Origin of the sequence: Methanobacterium paludis (genome assembly GCF_000214725.1) — an archaeon.
In the GTDB taxonomy this organism is placed as follows: Archaea; Methanobacteriota; Methanobacteria; order Methanobacteriales; family Methanobacteriaceae; genus Methanobacterium_C; species Methanobacterium_C paludis.
In genome coordinates this window covers 2,310,243-2,325,538 of the sequence record NC_015574.1, presented here as the reverse complement: position 1 = coordinate 2,325,538, position 15,296 = coordinate 2,310,243, and the positions used below count along the sequence as shown (strand labels likewise).

At 33.9% G+C, this 15,296-nt stretch carries 17 protein-coding genes; 14 read left to right on the top strand and 3 right to left on the bottom strand.

The features are described 5' to 3' along the window. The first annotated feature begins 13 nt into the window (after positions 1–13). Entirely contained in the window at positions 14–775 is a 762-nt protein-coding gene (locus tag MSWAN_RS11095) for a DUF4013 domain-containing protein (RefSeq protein ID WP_227716962.1), read from the top strand. 162 nt (positions 776–937) lie between these two features. On the opposite strand, the gene MSWAN_RS11090 is transcribed toward MSWAN_RS11095, so the two are convergent. Continuing rightward, the gene (locus MSWAN_RS11090; protein WP_013826743.1) at positions 938–2,728 is read right to left on the bottom strand and encodes a DNA-directed DNA polymerase; all 1,791 of its coding nucleotides are present in this window, start codon (positions 2,726–2,728) and stop codon (positions 938–940) included. Positions 2,729–2,882: 154 nt separating this feature from the next. On the opposite strand from MSWAN_RS11090, the gene MSWAN_RS11085 reads away from it, so the two are divergent. From MSWAN_RS11085 to MSWAN_RS11055, 7 genes are all read left to right on the top strand, one after another. Continuing rightward, the gene (locus MSWAN_RS11085) at positions 2,883–3,494 is read left to right on the top strand and encodes a GNAT family N-acetyltransferase (protein WP_013826742.1); all 612 of its coding nucleotides are present in this window, start codon (positions 2,883–2,885) and stop codon (positions 3,492–3,494) included. Between the two features lie 249 nt (positions 3,495–3,743). Then, positions 3,744–4,361 (top strand): GNAT family N-acetyltransferase, encoded by a 618-nt coding sequence (locus MSWAN_RS11080; protein ID WP_013826741.1) that lies wholly within the window; start codon positions 3,744–3,746, stop codon positions 4,359–4,361. A 220-nt stretch (positions 4,362–4,581) separates the two neighbouring features. Further along, positions 4,582–4,926 (top strand): PadR family transcriptional regulator, encoded by a 345-nt coding sequence (locus MSWAN_RS11075; RefSeq protein WP_013826740.1) that lies wholly within the window; start codon positions 4,582–4,584, stop codon positions 4,924–4,926. After that, on the top strand, positions 4,919–5,521 hold the full coding sequence (locus MSWAN_RS11070) for an HAAS signaling domain-containing protein (RefSeq protein ID WP_013826739.1): 603 nt from the start codon (positions 4,919–4,921) through the stop codon (positions 5,519–5,521). The genes MSWAN_RS11075 and MSWAN_RS11070 overlap by 8 nt, the downstream gene beginning before the upstream one ends. 27 nt (positions 5,522–5,548) lie before the next feature. After that, positions 5,549–5,842, top strand: a complete 294-nt coding sequence (locus tag MSWAN_RS11065) for an ArsR/SmtB family transcription factor (protein ID WP_048188480.1) — start codon at positions 5,549–5,551, stop codon at positions 5,840–5,842. Positions 5,843–6,388: 546 nt separating this feature from the next. Next, on the top strand, positions 6,389–7,438 hold the full coding sequence (locus MSWAN_RS11060; RefSeq protein ID WP_013826737.1) for an ABC transporter permease: 1,050 nt from the start codon (positions 6,389–6,391) through the stop codon (positions 7,436–7,438). Next, on the top strand, positions 7,431–8,090 hold the full coding sequence (locus tag MSWAN_RS11055; RefSeq protein ID WP_013826736.1) for an ABC transporter ATP-binding protein: 660 nt from the start codon (positions 7,431–7,433) through the stop codon (positions 8,088–8,090). Before MSWAN_RS11060 ends, MSWAN_RS11055 begins: the two co-directional genes overlap by 8 nt. Before the next feature lie 207 nt (positions 8,091–8,297). On the opposite strand, the gene MSWAN_RS11050 is transcribed toward MSWAN_RS11055, so the two are convergent. Together MSWAN_RS11050 and MSWAN_RS11045 are read right to left on the bottom strand one after the other, a co-directional pair. Continuing rightward, the gene (locus MSWAN_RS11050) at positions 8,298–8,516 is read right to left on the bottom strand and encodes a hypothetical protein (RefSeq protein WP_013826735.1); all 219 of its coding nucleotides are present in this window, start codon (positions 8,514–8,516) and stop codon (positions 8,298–8,300) included. A gap of 190 nt (positions 8,517–8,706) precedes the next feature. Continuing rightward, positions 8,707–9,057, bottom strand: a complete 351-nt coding sequence (locus MSWAN_RS11045) for a Rieske (2Fe-2S) protein (RefSeq protein WP_013826734.1) — start codon at positions 9,055–9,057, stop codon at positions 8,707–8,709. 349 nt (positions 9,058–9,406) lie between these two features. On the opposite strand from MSWAN_RS11045, the gene MSWAN_RS11040 reads away from it, so the two are divergent. The 6 genes from MSWAN_RS11040 (at position 9,407) to MSWAN_RS11015 (ending at position 15,296) form a co-directional block, all read left to right on the top strand. Beyond that, positions 9,407–11,500 carry an AAA family ATPase gene (locus MSWAN_RS11040; RefSeq protein ID WP_013826733.1) on the top strand — a complete coding sequence of 698 codons (2,094 nt, stop codon included), beginning with the start codon at positions 9,407–9,409 and terminating at the stop codon, positions 11,498–11,500. 25 nt (positions 11,501–11,525) lie between these two features. Continuing rightward, positions 11,526–12,272 carry a hypothetical protein gene (locus MSWAN_RS11035; RefSeq protein ID WP_013826732.1) on the top strand — a complete coding sequence of 249 codons (747 nt, stop codon included), beginning with the start codon at positions 11,526–11,528 and terminating at the stop codon, positions 12,270–12,272. Positions 12,273–12,308: 36 nt separating this feature from the next. After that, a complete protein-coding gene (locus MSWAN_RS11030; RefSeq protein WP_013826731.1) occupies positions 12,309–12,863 on the top strand; it encodes a hypothetical protein in 555 nt (184 codons plus the stop codon). A 121-nt stretch (positions 12,864–12,984) separates the two neighbouring features. Continuing rightward, positions 12,985–13,536 (top strand): hypothetical protein, encoded by a 552-nt coding sequence (locus MSWAN_RS11025; RefSeq protein ID WP_013826730.1) that lies wholly within the window; start codon positions 12,985–12,987, stop codon positions 13,534–13,536. Between the two features lie 46 nt (positions 13,537–13,582). Then, positions 13,583–14,767, top strand: coding sequence for a hypothetical protein (locus MSWAN_RS12370; protein ID WP_013826729.1), 1,185 nt, complete (start codon positions 13,583–13,585; stop codon positions 14,765–14,767). A gap of 64 nt (positions 14,768–14,831) precedes the next feature. After that, positions 14,832–15,296 carry a flavodoxin family protein gene (locus tag MSWAN_RS11015; RefSeq protein ID WP_013826728.1) on the top strand — a complete coding sequence of 155 codons (465 nt, stop codon included), beginning with the start codon at positions 14,832–14,834 and terminating at the stop codon, positions 15,294–15,296.

Genomic DNA, 15,296 nt, shown 5'->3' with positions numbered 1-15,296 from the left:
GATGGGAATATTTGTGGTTGCCAATAGAAAATTAAAAACTATTTTAAAGGATGCGATGGTATATGCAGTTTCAGACTGGCGTAACTTTTTGATACTGGGATTAATACTGGTTTTAACTGACCATGTTACTGATTTAAACTCAGTTTATACAATTGGCAGCATATCTGATGTTTTGATAATTGCCTCAATAGTGGGAGTTATTACAGTATTGTCCTTTATTGAAATAGGGTACGGGTTTCGTATAGTGGAGGAAACAGTTGAAGGATCAACCAGTCCACCTGGTTTTCACCATCCCTTAAATCTCTTTGTCCATGGAATAAAGGAGAGTCTGATTCTCATAGTTTATTTTATTTTACCGTTGATACTGCTGATCGTCGGAATTTTTGAATTTGCAACCTTTACCAACCTTGATTTAGGCCTGTTCATGGAATATGCACTGATCATAGGGTTGGTGATCTTTTTCATCTGTTTTAATATCATGATGCAGGGGGCGATTTTAACTATGGCTCATCATGATGGAAGCATCCGTTGGGGATTTAACATGCCCCAGGTCTTTGAAAAGATAAGAAAGGTAGGCCTGAAAAACATGCTCCTGGTTACTATCATTACGGGTATAGTGTTTTACATAGTTAAACAGCTTATCTTCAATGCACTCCAGGGAATACCCTATTTGGGCTCCACTGTGGGACAACTCATTGGAACGGTTTTGGTGGCACCATTCCTTATGATATTCACCACCCGTTTATTGGGCTTGATTGATGTACCCTATGAATGAGCATGAACGTTATAAAAAAAATATTGTGAGTTTAATTGATTCAAGATTGAGATTCAAGATTGATCTCCATCAATATGTATTGCAAAATATGTATTGCAAGGCTTTAACTCATTTTAAATTTACTTTGAAAGTATGGAATGCTCTGATTTTTATTGATTGAATTTAATCGTCATCTTCAATGTAGGTAGCATAAAAACCATCAGTATCGGCATAAATTGCTTTAAAACCATAATCCTCGGCTTTTTTCATGGTTTTCTTGATGAAATCCCTTCCCCAGGCCGTTACGGCATCTGCACATTCTATTCTGTACCATCTAAATCTTGAATAACCGTAAACACCGTACATGGAGTTTGCAAGTCTTTTAAGGGCCTGCTGCTGCACGTCCAAGATCTGCTTTTCCCGGGGATTTTCAGATGCTTTCATCTGGGTTTTAATCCTGACACGTTCCTTGAGTATGTTCCCAATTATTGAGGGTACAAAACCCACAGGCTCTTTAAGGAACTTGTGACCCACCTCTGGAGCTATATGGCAAGTATCTTCATCGCACTCCTCCACAAATGTGTCTGGAGAAACATTTTTTGATATGATTATACTCGGGTACAGGCTCCTGAAATCGAAGGAAACTATGTTCTCGTGCAGTCCCTTAACAGGGTCCTTTACGTAACCCCCGGCTATCCTCTTTTTATGCCTTCTTTGTGAGTACTGTGATGATGAAGGTTTGTTTGGAACCATATCTCCGTACTCATAGGCCTTTCGGATCAGGTACCATTCAACCATCTGTCCCGTGGTCATTCTGGCAATATCAAAAAATGGCTGGCCCACTATCCTTGTAAGTTCAAGACTCAAGGGCAACATCTTCTCCCCAATCTTTGTAACTGCCACAGCATCGTCCAGTGAATAATTGAAGAGCATTTCCAGCTTTTTCCCACCGTCATCCCAGTACTCGAAGATCTCATCACCTGGAATATCCCTTTTCTCCTCGCCAAAAAGCTCCCTGTAAACCCTTTCCAGGGTGTAACGGTCAAGGGTAAGGTAACGGCGCATTAAAAGGTAGAGATCCACGTGTATCCTGCCTTTCACCAGGCCGGCATTTGCAAAACCCCGCCTCATAAATTTGAGCTGGGAACCGTCTGTGCCCAGCTTCAGCTTCACACCGAGCTTGGCAGCCCTGTCCCTTATGTAGGGCATGTCAAAGTTGTCAGAGTTGTATCCAATCAGAAGGTCGGGATTTTCTGACTTCACAATTTCCACAAATCTTTCAAGCATCCTTGCCTCAGTTTTCACTGTTTCAACAAAATCAAGGGATGATTTTGCGGTTGAAATCACCTTCTCAAGACCCTGGTTACTTGAAAGACTTATCATGATGATCTCATCAACCTCTGCCTGGGGCATGCCCTTGGGGTTTCGCACCTCAATATCAAAGCTCAGGATCTTGAGCTCAGGAAACTCTGATTCAAGGGGACGTGGTTCACCCTCCATCTGGAAGATGCAAACATCCTCCTCGCAGGAAAATTTGACATCATTTCCAGTCAGGCACTTACCATCCACTTCAACCTCGGACATGGGAAATATTCCCTTATCTACAAGGTAACGGCGGTAAAATGGTATGTCATGTTCCCGGATGTCCTCTACAGATTCTAAATCCCTTATAATGTCCCTTAATTTTGGTACATCCTGTGGATGGTTTAATATAACCTTCAGAAAGTCTTTATCCTGACCGTTGTCATTTTTACGAACCCACTCAACTGATTCCACTTCAAGCTCACTTACATCATCTGCGCAGGTTTCTATATCCCTGGGAACGACGTATATGTACGGTTTGAAGTTTTTATCAAGGACTATTATTGATTTACCCTCTTCATCACCTTTAATTTTCCCGAATAATCTTACAACGGCTTTATCGCCTTCTGTGATGTAATCTATGTCCAGAAGCACGAATCTTTTGGTTTCCATAATCTTCTATTTATATGCCTGTGGAGTATATAATTTGCTTTGAATGATCGAAACTTATAAATGTAATAATTACTGAAGGTTTTGAGGTACAAAACAATTAATTCTTCTAAATGAAATATTGTATAATGAATTAATGGAGAGGACAGTGTAATGGATGAAGATTCAAAAACTGAATATAAACAATCATGACACTAAAAAAGTCTCAGAATTAATTTATGAAACAGATGAAGACCTATTTTTAGCGGTTCTGGATAGAGATAAGGAAAAAGCTATTGAAAAACTTCAAAGTATTGTAGAAACTGGTAAAAATCCCTACGGACATGAACACATTAAAATTGCATCCAATGGTAATCAGGAAGTACTGGGAATTCTTACAGCCTTCCAAGGAAAAGATGTAAAACGTAATGAGGAAGTGAAGTCATATTTCCGTGCAGTGAATTTCTTTGATTTCTTGAAGCTAATCATAGTTAAACCTGTAATTGATAGGATGATTGCATTTGCAGATATACAAAATAAGGATTATTACATAGGAAATATAGCCGTTGATCCAGATCTTCGCGGTGACGGAATAGGAAGTAAGCTCATCCAGAAAGCAAAAGAAGATGCAAGGAAGATGGGATGTGACAGAATATTCTTGGATGTCCTTTTTAGCAACAAACAGGTTATTTCCTGGTACGAACAGCATGGGTTCCGGATATGCGGCCAAAAAAGCGCTAAAAAATTCGGAATAAATGAGGGAACCTTTGGAATGGAATACGTACTATAAATCAATAAGCTTGAAGGTATACTACCTATTTGGCCTTAAGGATGAGATAGATGCTGTAAATCCCTAAGGTACGAATTATTTTATTTTCTTATTATAAATTGAATCGGGTTAGCAATGCTTATATTTAAATTGAAATAAAAAATAAATATTAGTGCTTAAAAATAAGATTAACAGCTTAACTTATTTTAATTAAATAAATTAGATACCTAAACAATTCCGATACTTTAAACAATTTTTTGATGTGAAATAATGGAACTTAAAAAGCTTGATACAAACGTTCACGATATTCAACTGGTTTCAGAGTTTATATATGAAACAGATGTTGATCTATTCCGGATATTCTTCGATAAAAACAGGGATAAAGCTCTGCTAAAACTTCAAAAAATCATTAAAGCCGGACAAAACTGCTATGGCCGCGAACATATCTACGTGGCTGAAGATGATTCAGGTAGGGTTATGGGAATTTTAACGGCCTTCAGGGGAGATGAGATAAAATTTCTGGATGAAGCCAAGGTTTACGCAGATACAATGGGGATTCTTGATTTTTTGAAGATGATCCTTGTCAAACCAATATTCGACAGGATTTCAGCCTCCAAGATCGATGGGGATGATTTTTATGTAGGCAACATAGCCGTTGATCCCGATATAAGGGGTAGTGGAACTGGAACCTTTCTTTTGAAAGAATCATTTAAAATTGCCAGGGATAAAAACTGCAAAAGAATGCTGTTGGATGTGCTTTTTTACAACATGAAGGCCCGGCAATGGTATGAGAAACATGGTTTCAAAGTTTACGGTGAGAAGAGATTTAAATGGTTTGGTTTGGACGAGGGAAGGGATGGAACATGGGGTATGGAGTATTTGCTTTAATCATTTAAGTTTTAATCATTTTAAGAATAATGTCGACTTAAGGAAATATTTTAAAAAATAATGTTGGTTTAAGGAAATATTTTAGAAAAATCTGATTGGATTCACTGATTTTAGGGTGATTTCAAAGAAAGTGATCATCCCTGCTCTACAAAAATTATAATCACAAAATTATAAATAGTACCTTGCAATATACAGTACCTTGTAAAGATACAGTGATATTATGAACGCTCAATTTAAGAAGGGAGTGCTGGAACTTTGTGTTCTGGCGACACTTGACAAAAAAGACTGTTACGGTTATGAAATGGTCTATGAAATCTCAAAGAACATTTCAATTTCTGAAGGCACTATTTATCCTCTCCTAAAACGGCTTAAAAAGGATGGATTGGTGACTTCGTACCTGAAAGAGTCCCAAGAGGGTCCTTCAAGAAAGTATTACAGAATTACGGACTTAGGAAAACAAAAAAAAGAAAAACTAGTTGCAGAATGGAATAATTTTTCTGTAGGTGTCAATAAGTTACTGTATCCTAAAACTGCTGATGCTTTGGAGGAATTTAAGGATGAATAAAGAGGAATATCTTGAAAAACTTACTAAACTGCTAAAAGACATGCCAAAAGATGATAGAGAAGATATACTTTCAGATTATAAAGAACACTTCAGAATTGGCTTAGAAAATGGTAGGACAGAAGAAGAGCTTTCAAGAGCATTAGGGGATCCAAAAACAGTTGCAAAACAGATTAATGTAGAATATATGATTAATAAAGCTGAAAATGAACAGTCAGCAAGTAATGTAATTGAAGCAATGTTGGCGACGGCAGGATTAGGACTTTTTAACATGATATTCGTAGCAGTACCCGCTTTAGGAATCGCAGCGATTATAATGGTTTTATTTGTTGCAGGGTTAGGTGTGATTTTTACAGGGATTTTAGGAATATTTTCGCCTTTGATAAATCTGATTTTTCCACATGCTATCCATTTACCTGTAAGTGGAGGAATTTTGGGCACTTTAATAACGATACTGGGAGGTATCGGTTTAACAGTCCTGGGCACAATTTGGGTGGTAATCATGGTATATATGGCTAAATGGTTCTACACACTAGGAATTAAATATTTAAAATTAAATTTAAGGATTATAAAAGGACGGAGAATACGTCCGGAATAAATATCGGGATCTAATAAAATGCCTTCAATGAAAAAATTTCTTTGGGGAATCCTAGCTGGAACTAAAGGCGGAACAAACCGTGCTAGGATAGTGGATGAACTAAATAACAGGCCATATAACGCTAATCAACTTGCTGAAAGATTGTCTCTTAATTATAAAACTGTAAAACATCATATTGATGTTTTAGAAGAAAATAACATAGTTACCTCCACCGGCAAAAAGTATGGTGCGTTATATTTCCTTTCAGATACAATGGAAGAAAATTACGATACTTTCCTGACGGTTTGGGAGGAATTGGGAGATAATTATAATAACAAATAATCAGGGTATAACTAATTTCATTGTTCTCAAAGTAGATTAGTTACTTCCTATTTTTTTAATCCTATTTTTTTAAGATTTGATAGACTCATTTCAACCACATTAACTATATGAATAACCATTTTTTCATGAAATCAGTTGAATTTTAATTTCTTCTATTCTTTTAAATAATCAAAAATGCTTCTTTTTTAAATTTTTTAACCACATTTTCAATTCTATTACTCTCATTTTCATCACTGATTTTTTTTGGATTTGGGTGTAAATTGTATGGAATTTATGGGGAATTTAGTTGAAAAATAGCGGAAAAAAATACTTAATTTTTGGGGAATTTAGTGGGAAAAAAGGTTTAATCTTGGGTAAATCTTGGAAAAACTATTTTTAAGTGTTTTAATAAGTAAATATGTAAGCAATGCGTGGTCAAATACAATTTTAAACATAAATTGTATTCAAACTTATTTAAAAACGTGAATTGTCGGTTTAAATCTGTTAGTTAATACGTGTTGCGTTATGAACATGAAACTTGAGTAGAAAACGGATTGAGGTGTTAAAATGAATCTTTATAAACTTGCATTTAACAACATTCGCAGGAGAAAGCTTAGGAGTGCCCTTACTATGCTTGGAATAATCATTGGTGTGGCAACTATTGTTGTACTTGTTGGAATAACTGCAGGTGCCACTTCTGTTATGAAAGACGAAACAAGCTCGTTGATGTATGATGTTACCATATCCCCTGCATCCAGTAGCGGATTATCCTTGATGGACAATCAAACAGCTTCAAAGGTGGAAAGTTATCCCAAACTTTACAATATAACTGAATTCACGGTGTTCCAGGAAACTATAAATGGCAGTGATGTGACTATTGAGGGAACAAACCAATGGAAACAGCTTAAGCTAAAAAATGGTACTTCCGGAGTTGTTGTTGATAGTGGGCTTGCTGATACATTGGGCTACACTGCTGGAAGTAAGGTTAAGGTCAAAGATCAGGAGATGACAGTAACTGGAATAGCCAAAGAAAATGGTGAGAATATCTACATAGATCAGGCCGTTGCAAAACATATGGCAGACAACAAGGTAAGTGTAATTACTGCTAAAACAAACGGAGACCCAAAAACAGTGAGTGAAGAAGTTCAAAATAGTATAACTGGAATTTCATCCCAAACTAAATCTGAAAAGGTTTCTGAAGTTCAGGACATGGTTGATAAATCAATGCTCTTTGCAAGCTTGATTGCAAGTGTTGGACTTCTTGTGGGAATAATAAGTGTTATAAACACGATGCTTATAAGTGTCATGGAAAGAACAAAAGAGTTAGGTGTATTAAAAGCTATTGGATTTACCAATGGCGAAATAATGGGAAGCACACTCTTTGAAGCAGGTATTTTAGGATTTTTCGGTGCGATAATAGGGGTTATCATTGGTATAATTGGTATAGTTGCAGCTGCCAACGCTCTTGATTTCATGGATTATATATCTCAAATGATGCCGTTATGGCTTATTGCAAGTGTAATTATTGGATCAACACTTTTAAGCATATTAGCAGGAGTTTACCCTGCAAGACATGCTTCAAAATTGAACGTTGTGGAGGCTTTGAGAGATGAGTAGTTTAATAGAATTCAACGATGTTTGGAAGACCTATAAAATAGGAGATGAGGAAGTAAATGCCCTTGCAGGTTTGGATCTGACTTTAAAACAAGGTTCTTTCACGGCGGTGATGGGTCCGTCTGGATCTGGGAAATCAACCTTCCTACATGTTGCTGGAATATTGGACATGCCTACAGAGGGCACTTTCAGGATAAAAGGAAAAGATACAAGTAGATTATCCTCAAAAGAACAGGCACATCTTCGAAGAAATGAGATAGGATTTGTATTTCAGAGGTTCAACCTCATGGCACAGCTTACAGCCCTTGAGAACGTTATGCTGCCAATGATAAATGAAGATTCAGAGAATGCAAAAAAATTAATGGATAAAATGGGTTTGGAAGGTAAGTACGATAAACGTCCAGGACAGCTTTCAGGTGGTGAACAACAGCGTGTTGTGATAGCCAGAGCCCTTATAAACAATCCTTCAATAGTTTTTGCAGATGAACCCACCGGAGAACTGGACACCAAAAATGCAAATGCAATAATGCAGATACTCCAGGATCTGAACCGGAAGGATGGTGTTACCATTGTTGTTGTAACCCACAACAAGGAATCAGCTGAATTTGCAGATGAAATCATTGAAATGAGGGATGGTAACATTATCAAAAATTGAGAGGCAAAAAAACAGATAATAGGGTTTTAGAATTTCTGTTGATTAAACTTTGAATATTGTAAAAAAGACCATTACATTATCTGTAATGGTCTACATACATTTTTAGAATTTATGAACTAGTTTAAATTAAAAAGAAAGAAATTTGGAGGTTATCTAGAATTATGCTAATTTCTAGATCTCGCTAATTTCTAGATCTCTGGATTCTTTCTATGGATCCTCCATTTGAACTGTTTCAGATGCGATACTTACAATTTCACTATTTCCAGATTCAATGTTAACTATTTGTCCTATACTATACCCTGCGGTAGTTGGACTTTTATTCTGTCCCATTCCACTTGTGTTATTTTGGGTTGTGGTAGTACAACCAGCTATAAAGACAGTTCCCAAAACCAGCAGTAACGCTAATATTATTACTGTTTTGTTCATGCTAACACCTCTGTACCTGTTTATATATGCCTAATACTATATTTAATTAACTCTTATCTTCGTATTTTATTAATAAGTTGCAGATCATTTCTATAACTACTTAATATATGTTCAAAGTTGATTTTCCACAAAAAAGGGTATTATGAGAAAATACATAAAAAGTTTTCAAGTTAAAAAACCTGGTTTATAACTATTTCACGTCAACAAGAATTTTATCGTCATCTATCTTAACTTCATAAGTCTTAAGAGGTCGGGGTGATTTTAATAGTTTACCTATGGATAATTTAAGTCCAGACCAGTCTGTCCAGCGGATTACATGGCCGTCGGTAAGATCAAATTGACTGTGATGTTTAGGGCAGGTCAAAACTGTTCCTTCAAGTTTACCAGTTGATAGATTACCTCCCATATGTGGACAGCGATTATCTGCACTGTAATAGTTATCTCCTACTTTTGCTAAAAGGATTTCACTCCCGGAAACACTCGTCATTTTCATATTACCATCCCTTAATTCATCTGTTGTGGCAATTTCTACAAAACTCATGTTATCACTCTTTATCAATTTTGTTCGTTATTCCTCTATTATTATATAATGCAGTATGAGTAATGAATTTTGTGATGTTAATAAATAGGGCGAAAAATTGGATTTTAAAGATTCATTCGGGATATGGATAGAACTTGAGATTTTTCTACAACCAAATATGATTTTGTTGTTTACTGTAAAAAAGAGGTCCAATGGTTTGATTTGAGGATGGAATATGAAGATGTATTGTCTGCTTTGATGTTTATCATTCCTTCAATCATAAATTCTTCCGCTTAGGATGATATTCTAATTTCATTAAATATGATCATATTTATTTTGTTTAAATTTATATTAAGTGAAGGGGATTTATTTGTTCTTAAGTTCAGCTAAAATTCAAAATTATAGAAGTCTTAAAGATATTGAAATACCGCTTTCTTCTTTTGTTTGTATTGTTGGAGAAAATAATTGTGGTAAGTCTTCAACTCTTTTAGCATTGAGTTTGTTTATTTCGGGTTCAAAAATATCTAAAAACGATTTTTATGATCATTCAAAGTCTATAAGAATTGAAGTAGAAATTTCAGAGATTGATGATAAAGATTTGGAAAGAATTGATGAAAGCCATAGGGATAGAATAAAAAAAATGTTGATTGATAATAAGTTAAAATTAATAAGAAAATATGAAACTGATTTATCTAATAAATTATTAGTCAAAAAATTAATTCCTATTGATGATAGGTTTCATGATGACAAAATTAAAGCTATATTAAGAGGTAAAACTGGGAAAAAGATTGAAGAAACCATGAAACTCTATTTACCAGAATATGAAGAAGATTTTGTTGGGATAACTTCTCAAGTTAAAGCTAAAGAAGCAGTTGAACAGATAATTGATACATTTTCTCCCGAAAAATTAGAAGAAACGGAAGTTCCTCTACCTACAGGAATACCTAATAGTATTAAACTTTTATTACCTGAATCTATCCTTATTCCTGCAGTTAAAGACATTAATGATGATGTGAAAACGAAAGAGTCGGCTACATTTGGTAAATTAATGGGGGTTTTATTGGGGTTAATTGAAGATACAGAAGCGTTTGAAGATATTTTGGACTCTTTTGATAAATTTAGAGGTTTTCTTAACAGAGTTGAAACAGAAGAAGGTATTAAAGACGATAGGATAAAGGAAGTAAAATATATTGAGGATATATTTCAGTCATATATCCAAGAAAACTTCCCAAAAGTGAAATTAGAACTAGTAATACCTCCTCCTGAACTTAAAAAGATATTTTCTGGAGCAGAAATTTTAATTGATGATGGTGTTAAAAGCCGAGTTGATTATAAAGGAGATGGTCTGAAACGAGCTGTAACTTTTGCTTTGTTGAGAACTTTTGTTCAGGTAAATCGCAATAAAAAGGTTAGTGAAGAGGGTCATGGCAGTATATTTCCATATTTATTCCTTTTTGAAGAGCCTGAACTATATCTTCATCCTGCGGCTCAAAAAATATTATTTGAGGCACTTTGTGGAATAGCTGAGAATCACCAAGTAATAGTAACAACACATTCTCCTTTATTTTTTTCTTCAGAATATATTGGTACGTTTGTTAAAATGAAAAAAGTGGTAGAAGAACCTGCACCATATGCCCATGTAAAATCCATAAATCTTCTTAATGACATGGAAAAAAAGGAGTTGTTTAGATTAATTTGTTTTGAGAACAATAATGCGGCATTTTTCTCTGATAAATTAGTATTAGTTGAGGGTGATTCGGATTTAATTTTCTTTAAACATATTTCAAAAATATTAAATGAAGAATGGGATTTTGATTTAAAGAATATTCCAATAATAAGAATTCAAGGTAAAGGTAATGTAAATCGTTATAAAGAATTTTTTGAAGCTTTTGGTATCGAAGTTCACGTTATTTTAGACTTAGATATACTTATTAAAGATTTTAATAAACTTAAAGTTGAAGAATCCATTGAGGTTATACATAATAAATTGATTGAGGAATTAGACAGAATAGCGGATGATGAAGGAGTAGATGGTTCTGTTTCAAGTGATCAAGTACGGGATTTGGTTAGAAGTTATTCTTGGCTCGAAAAATATGAACGGTTAAAAGTATTATCCAAAAAAGGGGCATTTTTAACAGCAGATGAACAATATGAGATAGATTTATTATTTTCAAAAGAATCAGAGAATAAGCGCAAAAATATTTTACAAAATAACAGATATGAAGTTCCTGTTAAAGATGAACTGTTGGACAGATTAAGAGAACAAAATATTTACGTTTTATTTAAGGGAGCAGTGGAATCTTATTATCCTGAAGGTACTGGAGGTAGAGATAAACCTTCAAAAGCTTTAAAAGCCTGTGAATTACTTCAAGATAAAGAAAAAATTCTTGAAGTTTGTCCAATAATTGATGAGGATGTTGGTAAAACAGAATTTGAAGTTATTTTTGAGAATATATTTGGTTAATATAGGGTATCTTGGAGTTAAATTTATGAAAAATTCTAAAGACTCAATTAAAAAGGAATTAAATGATTTAGTTAAAGAAGGCAGTTCTTTATTAGAATGCAGTGAAGAAAGTACTCTTAAACGATCTCCAACGCGATACCAGCAATGGTATACAAAGTCTCTAAATTTAGTAAGGCAATTACTGCCGGATCGTATTAAGGAATTTGAGGAACTATACCAAATAGAGAAACGCAAAGAAATTAACATTACAACTTATGGTATTAGTGATTATTTATTGGGTTTAAGGGTTACTCAGGGCAGAAAAAATTCGTCGTGGGATGCTTTTGATCATGAAGGCATTATCGTACGCAAATTTTTGCAACAACTTTCAATATTAACTTCTGCTAATACTCGAATTGATTCTCTTCTTTCAGATGTTAAAGGTGTTTTAAGGGCAGATTTGTTTGATAATGAAATAGATGCAGCAGAATCTTTGTTGAAAGCAAAACATTTAAGGGCAGCGGGTGCAGTAGCCGGAGTTGTTCTTGAAAGTCATTTAGCAGAAGTATGTAATAATCATGGAGTAAAACTCAAAAAGAAAAACCCAACTATTGATAATTATAATCAAGCGCTTAAAGATAATGAAATATTAGATTTACCAAATTGGCGCCAGATTCAAAGATTAGGGGATATTCGAAACTATTGTTCTCATAAAAAAGAGAGAGATCCAACTCATGATGAAGTTGAAGAATTAATCAATGGCGTTAATAAAGTTATTAAGACTATTTTTTAATTATTATAACAGAAAATTTTGTTAGGAGAGATTTTTATGGAAAAAATATCTACATTCTTGAGTGTAGGCAAGCCTCATAACAATATGCAACAAAATTATGTGGATAATCTTGTCAAATATCTTGATAATAAAAATATTATTGCAGAAACATTAGGTACTACTTTTTATTCAAATAAAAGTCCATTGATCCCTATCCAAGAAAAGATGCAAGAAGTTAATGGGGCTATAATATTAGCTATGGAACGTTTTCATTCAAAAGAAGGAATTTATAGGGAAGGAAGTGATGAGCAAGAAAAATTTGAAGATCAATATTTTGCTACTGTTTGGACACAAATTGAGGGAGCAATGGCGTATCAACTTGGATTACCTCTATTAATCTTAAAAGAGAAAAAATTAATTGCTGAGGGCATGTTTGATCCAGAGATACATGAATGGAAAGTTACTAATATTGATTCAAGTAATCCTGAAGAGTTATTTAAAAATCCAATTAAATCACAAATTGATGTTTGGATTCAAGATGTTCAAAAGTACCATAAATTAAAACAAAAATCAAATAATTATTCACAAAACGGTCCGGTGATGATTAAATAAAGGTTTAATCAATTAAAAAATTTATTTCTATTGCTTTATTCTAGGTATTTGGGCTTTTAAATAGCATGATCTATTAATTAAGGGCGATTATTTATTATTAATCAACACAAAAGAATGAATCATGACAATTAAAAAATTTTTAACTGAAAGTTATCGTTCTCCGGTTGGCGCTGCTTTATTAACTTTAATTTTACCTTATATCTACGCTATTTTTACAAACAAAGATTGGATTGCAGTAATTTATAATATTCCAAAAGAAATTTGGATTTTTTTAGCTATTTTGCTTTTGCTTTGGATTATTACTATATCCATTCGTAGAAAAATGTCATTTTATCATTCGCCTTATGGGATTGTGCCTACCTTCGGTTGGATCAATGTTGGAGAGTGGGAATATGATGGTGTGATTTGGAAGGCTCGAACACCTAATCCCGGACCTTTTCCAGATAAAAAACCATCTATTTACATTGAAAACACTCCAAGATGCCCTATATGTAAAACAGAACTGGAACAGTCAGATAAATTTTACTGGTACAGTTGGAGTTGTGTAAGATGCAGTTTCAGAAAAATAACTTGGAATACATTCAGTAAAGTAAAAAAAAGAGTTGAAAAAATTGTTAAAAGAAATATAGAGGTTGCAGAAGAAGAATATTTCATAAAGCATGGAAACAAATAATAATTTTTAATTTAAATATTTTTTAGCTCTCTGAAGAGGATTTGAAATGGCAAAAGTTAAGCAAAGTGAAGAGGATTTAAAGTCTCAACTTAAGGATCAAATTCAATTATTATTAAATTCATGTCAATTATTTGATGAAGGATTTAAGATCGAAGCAAAAAACATTGCCCTTAGAATTCGTGTTTTGCTTCATGATGCACGCTCACATTCCTTATTAACTCAGTTGGGGAAAAAAGACATATTATTTTATGATACTTCATTGGATTATGATTCACGAAATCCATTTCCTTATATGGGTCTTATTAAAATTATGAAAAGACCAAAGGGAGACGAATTTTTTGCCCCATTGGATGAAGATTCGAGTAGATATTTGAATGGCAAAATCACTTTTAGTAAATGGTGGAATGAATTAATTGTTCTTGAAGATTCAAATAAAAATCCTTTCACTCGCAAGAATTTGATTCTAACAGTCTCCAATAAAGATGGAGGAGCGCATGTTGATTCAGAATTAAATGAAGAATATGTTAATTTAACTAGAAATGAGTCCATAGGATGGATGTATGCTAATAATGCAGGAGAAGGATATATAATGGGTGCTGAATTGACAACTATCCGTCAAATTGCTCATGAAGTTCTAAAATCTCTCAAAGATGAATTTCCCGAAATTTTTGAATCTGCCTTTAATATTCCTCCTCCTAAAATTAAAAATAGTGCCAAAGAAGATGAAATGATAATAGAACCTCTTAAAGTTATTGTTTATGAAGGTGAAGCTGAATCAAAAGAATACAAACAGAAAATGGATTTTAATGGATCAGAAACCGAAATAAATATAGATTCCCTGGTTTTTTATCTCGAAGCTTCAATAACTGTTGATTACTGGACAAATTTCATTGAATCTTTAGGAATTAAAGTTGGGCTTGCAGGTATGGTTTATAAAGAAATTCAAATGTTAAAAAAGGTTAATATAAAAACAATAGGGGAATTAGATAATTTATTACAAAAATCTAAAGGATGGGGAGAAAAATACCTTAATGGTGTTTATATCAACATTTGTTGGGATGTGAGTCGTGAAAGATTATCAACTGACCGAAGCGGGATCTTAAAATATTTTTTAATTGCTAATTTTCCAGATATTTTCACTGATGATATCCTAGAGAGGGAGTTAGGACATGGAAATCCGGAATATTTTACAGTGCCTGCTAAATTGTATAATCCAAATTATCAAACTTAATGAAGTACAAAAGTCATTTTTATTAGTAAATAGATTTTAATTAAAAACTTCATAATATATTATCATGAAAATAGGAATTGTAGTATATTCTCAGACTGAACATACGTATTCTGTAGCCCAGAAGCTTCAAGAAAAGTTCCAGGAAGAGGGAAAAGAAGTTGAAATAGAAAGAATTGTCCCTGAAGGTGAAGTGCACCCGGGTTCAAAGGATATTAAATTTGAAACTCTACCTGATGTGGAAAAATATGATGCATTGATATTTGGATCTCCTGTGCATGCATTTTCCCTGGCACCTGCCATGAAGGCTTATCTAGAGCAGATTCCCTCACTTCAAAATAAAAAAATTGCAGCTTTTGTAACCAAGGGATTGCCATTTAACTGGACAGGTGGAAATAAAGCTATAGACAAGATTAAAGACATCTGTCAATCCAAAGGGGGAAGCATTATTGGAACAGAGGTCGTGGTCTGGAATAAAAGTAGGGATAAGAAGATAGGGGATTTGATTCGTAAATTCAGTGTGATATTCTGA

Excerpts from the sequence above, each read along its gene's own strand:
- MSWAN_RS11015 (WP_013826728.1), top strand. The coding sequence starts at position 14,832 with ATGAAAATAGGAATTGTAGTATATTCTCAGACTGAACATACGTATTCT.
- MSWAN_RS11090 (WP_013826743.1), bottom strand. The coding sequence starts at position 2,728 with ATGGAAACCAAAAGATTCGTGCTTCTGGACATAGATTACATCACAGAA.
- MSWAN_RS11030 (WP_013826731.1), top strand. The coding sequence starts at position 12,309 with ATGGAAAAAATATCTACATTCTTGAGTGTAGGCAAGCCTCATAACAAT.
- MSWAN_RS11075 (WP_013826740.1), top strand. The coding sequence starts at position 4,582 with ATGAACGCTCAATTTAAGAAGGGAGTGCTGGAACTTTGTGTTCTGGCG.
- MSWAN_RS11070 (WP_013826739.1), top strand. The coding sequence starts at position 4,919 with ATGAATAAAGAGGAATATCTTGAAAAACTTACTAAACTGCTAAAAGAC.
- MSWAN_RS11050 (WP_013826735.1), bottom strand. The coding sequence starts at position 8,516 with ATGAACAAAACAGTAATAATATTAGCGTTACTGCTGGTTTTGGGAACT.
- MSWAN_RS11045 (WP_013826734.1), bottom strand. The coding sequence starts at position 9,057 with ATGAGTTTTGTAGAAATTGCCACAACAGATGAATTAAGGGATGGTAAT.
- MSWAN_RS11060 (WP_013826737.1), top strand. The coding sequence starts at position 6,389 with ATGAATCTTTATAAACTTGCATTTAACAACATTCGCAGGAGAAAGCTT.
- MSWAN_RS11080 (WP_013826741.1), top strand. The coding sequence starts at position 3,744 with ATGGAACTTAAAAAGCTTGATACAAACGTTCACGATATTCAACTGGTT.
- MSWAN_RS12370 (WP_013826729.1), top strand. The coding sequence starts at position 13,583 with ATGGCAAAAGTTAAGCAAAGTGAAGAGGATTTAAAGTCTCAACTTAAG.
- MSWAN_RS11035 (WP_013826732.1), top strand. The coding sequence starts at position 11,526 with ATGAAAAATTCTAAAGACTCAATTAAAAAGGAATTAAATGATTTAGTT.
- MSWAN_RS11085 (WP_013826742.1), top strand. The coding sequence starts at position 2,883 with ATGAAGATTCAAAAACTGAATATAAACAATCATGACACTAAAAAAGTC.
- MSWAN_RS11025 (WP_013826730.1), top strand. The coding sequence starts at position 12,985 with ATGACAATTAAAAAATTTTTAACTGAAAGTTATCGTTCTCCGGTTGGC.
- MSWAN_RS11055 (WP_013826736.1), top strand. The coding sequence starts at position 7,431 with ATGAGTAGTTTAATAGAATTCAACGATGTTTGGAAGACCTATAAAATA.
- MSWAN_RS11065 (WP_048188480.1), top strand. The coding sequence starts at position 5,549 with ATGAAAAAATTTCTTTGGGGAATCCTAGCTGGAACTAAAGGCGGAACA.